3 protein-coding genes are annotated in these 3,000 nt (G+C 67.2%); 1 reads left to right on the top strand and 2 read right to left on the bottom strand.

Annotated elements, in window-relative coordinates:
- Positions 1–370: 370 nt before the first annotated feature.
- Positions 371–1,729, bottom strand: a complete 1,359-nt coding sequence (locus AAGA11_22935; GenBank protein ID MEM9605730.1) for an amidase — start codon at positions 1,727–1,729, stop codon at positions 371–373.
- Positions 1,730–1,900: 171 nt separating this feature from the next.
- Between AAGA11_22935 and AAGA11_22930 the strand changes: the two genes are divergently transcribed.
- Positions 1,901–2,383, top strand: a complete 483-nt coding sequence (locus AAGA11_22930; GenBank protein ID MEM9605729.1) for a GNAT family N-acetyltransferase — start codon at positions 1,901–1,903, stop codon at positions 2,381–2,383.
- A gap of 73 nt (positions 2,384–2,456) precedes the next feature.
- On the opposite strand, the gene AAGA11_22925 is transcribed toward AAGA11_22930, so the two are convergent.
- The coding region (locus AAGA11_22925) for an ABC transporter substrate-binding protein (protein MEM9605728.1) at positions 2,457–3,000 on the bottom strand (544 nt) is incomplete at its 5' end.

The following is a 3,000-nucleotide window of genomic DNA, read 5'->3' as shown; positions in this document are numbered from 1 at the left end:
GCTCGACCAGAACCCGTCGACCGAAGGGTGTCAATCGGGCATTCTTGTGGGTGTTCATCCGGGCCTCTTTGGTGTGTTGGACGTAGACACCCAACAGCATCGAGCAAGGGGCTCGGATGAACAACCTACTGAAAGATCACATCTAGCTGCAGACCAGTGACGGTGGGTTGGCCGTCGGCACTCTGCTCGACCACGGCACCCTGGGGAGCGCTCCGCCGAGCGAAGCCCCGGTGCGCATACCAAGCCCGACACCCCTACCTGTCGACGCGTACGCCACCGGCGCGTAGTTCAACTTGCAATACGGCATAGCGGGCGCGCTACACGACAGCTGATCAGTCTGAATGCTCACGCGGTGCGAACCGCGGTGCACTCACGCCGACGACAGCACGTCTTCCAGAGCAACCGCGAGGGCGAGGAGGTGCGCGTCAGCGCGTTTGGGCCCGATCAACTGGACCCCACACGGCATGCCGTCGGGGGTGCGGGCGACCGGCAGCGCCAACGCTGGCAAATGCAAGCACGGTGTCAGTTCGATGGGTGTCCAGTCCTCGTGGATGTCCTGCGCCTCGGCGTCGGCCCCGAAAGGCAGCTGCGTTGAGGTGGGCCACACCATGACATCGCAGTGCGCGAAGAACGTCTGCACCGTGTGCACACACCGGTCGCGCACGCGTGTCGCACGGCACAGCGCCTCGCTCGTCACCGCCCGCCCCCGGGCGAGTGCCGCGTGCAGCTCGGGCGAAAACCCGGACGGGTTGGCGTCGATCGCCTCTCCGTGCTTACACGCCACGCCGAAATCGCGCAGGGTCGCCTGCGCGGCATGCAGGCCCCTCAGGTCGGGTTCGGCGTCGCGCACCTCGGCCCCTTGCGCTGTCAGCAGCGGTCGCAAAGTCGACAGCGCGTGGACAACCGCGTCGCAGGTGCCGGCGCCGTCGGGGCTCATGCACCAGGCGACCCGCAGGCCGCACAGCGGGTTGCCAGACACCGGCGCCGACCGGGGCACGGTGTGCAGCGGCGCCGTGCGCGGCCCGCGCATGGCGTCGAACATCAACGCGAGGTCCCGCGCTGTGCGGGCCATCGGCCCAACGACATCTGTTCCCTCAAACGGGTCTGCTTTCGGCCAGTGCGGCACCACGCCAGGGGTGGGCCGCAGGCCGAAGAGCCCACACCAGGCCGCGGGCCCGCGAATCGATCCGGCAATGTCGCTGCCGTCCGCCAGGGCGACAAAGTGCGCCGCGAGCGCCGCCGCAGAGCCACCGGAGGAACTCGAGACCGTTTTGCTCGGGTCGAGCGGGTTGCGCGTGAGTCCGGCGACGGCGTTGTCGGTCTGACCGCCGTGCCGGCCGTGGCCGAGCTCGGGCATATTGGTCTTCCCCAACACGACCGCCCCGGCGTCTTCGAGGTTGGCCACGTGCATCGCGGTCTCATCGGCAATGACATGTGCATACGCCCGCGCCCCGCGCGTCCAGCGCAGACCCGCCACTGGCGCGCCGTCCTTGATGCCGACGGTGAGACCGAACAGCGGCCCGAGCGTGTCGCCGCGCGCCGCAGCGCGGTCCAAGGCCTCGGCGCGGTGGCGAGCGCGGTCGGCGTCGAGAGTGACAAAGGCGTTGATGGACGGTTCGCGCCGCGCGATCTCGTCGAGGTGCGCGTCCAGCACAGCCCGCACCGAGACCTCGCGGCGACGCATGCGGTCGACCTGCTCGCTGGCGCTGAGTCGGATGAGCTCGTTCACCTCAGGCCCTGAACAAGGCAAGTCTGACCCGACTTGTAAAACGGCGCGCACTCTGCGAGCCTTTGCGTATGACTGCCTGACTGTGCTGCAGCGCCCCGCGCTGCTCCCCGACCGGACCACCCCCGCACCGCGTGGGCGGCCGGCTTTCGCCTGCACATTCTGGATATCACCATGTCATCACTCTATCAATTGTCCGTTAGGCCGCTGACGCCGAGCGACTTTCCCGACCTCACCGCCGTGCTCGACGCGACGGGGCTCTTCCCGCCCGACTTGCTTGCACCGATGTATTCTGACGCAAGCGCCGACGCAGCAGAACCGTGTGTCTGGAGGGTGGTCTGCCTCGACACCCGCGTGGTCGGCTTCGCTTTTTCTCGCCACGAAACCTTCACCGAGGGCACCTGGAACCTGCTCGCAATCGCGGTACACCCCGACGCGCAGGGACGCGGCGCCGGGCGCGTGCTGTTGGCCGAGATCGAATCGGCTGTGCGCACGCACGACGCCCGATTGTTGATCATCGACACGGACGGCGGTGACGAGCACGCTGGCGCACGCGCTTTCTACAACGCGCAAGGCTACCGCCACGAAGCAACCATCGCCGACTACTGGGCCCCAGGCGCAGACAAGCTCACGTTCTGGAAGTCCCTCTCAGGTTGAACGGCTGAGCCGCCCCGCAGTACCTCAGCGCTGCGGGGCGGCGCACGGCCATCGTTCGCAGACCCGCGGCCGGTCAGGGTCGAACGCTGTAATCGATCTCGACGGGCGTCGGCCCTGTGGCCGGTCCGATCAGCTCGCGCATCTGCGCACGGAAGCGCTCAACCCTGTCGCGCCGCAGCATCCAACGGTGGAAGTCGCCGGGCGAGGTGTTGTGGTGCAACACCGACAGTGCGCCACCCGGTGCTTCGATGTCGCGACGAACCGGAAACTGCAGCCAGGTGGTTTGAAACTCGTCCGACAGCATCCAGTTCAGGTACAACTTCGCGGCGGCTTTGTTGCGTGCCTGAGACGGAATCGCGGCGGTCTGGAACCAGGTGAGAAAGAAGTCGTCGCGCGGAAAGGCAAACCGGGTCGGGCTGCCCGGAATCGGTTCGAACGGCCAGAAGGTGGTGAAGCTCGCCGCATACCAGCCGTTGTTGATGGCCACATACGGCATCGCGGTGCCCCGCACCCAGGTGGGCTCGGTGGCAACCAGTTGCTCGAGGTAGTCCCAGCCGTACCGTTCCTTCAGATGCCAGAACTGGTAGAGCACGGCATCGTCGTCGTGCGGGTAGGTC

The organism is Pseudomonadota bacterium (genome assembly GCA_039196715.1).
Classification (GTDB): Bacteria; Pseudomonadota; Gammaproteobacteria; order CALCKW01; family CALCKW01; genus CALCKW01.
Note: the sequence above shows the minus strand (reverse complement) of the source record. Positions and strands in the feature narration are given on the sequence as shown.

What these genes read in the sequence shown, in the direction of transcription:
- AAGA11_22930 (MEM9605729.1), top strand. Translation starts at nt 1,901, where the DNA reads ATGTCATCACTCTATCAATTGTCCGTTAGGCCGCTGACGCCGAGCGAC.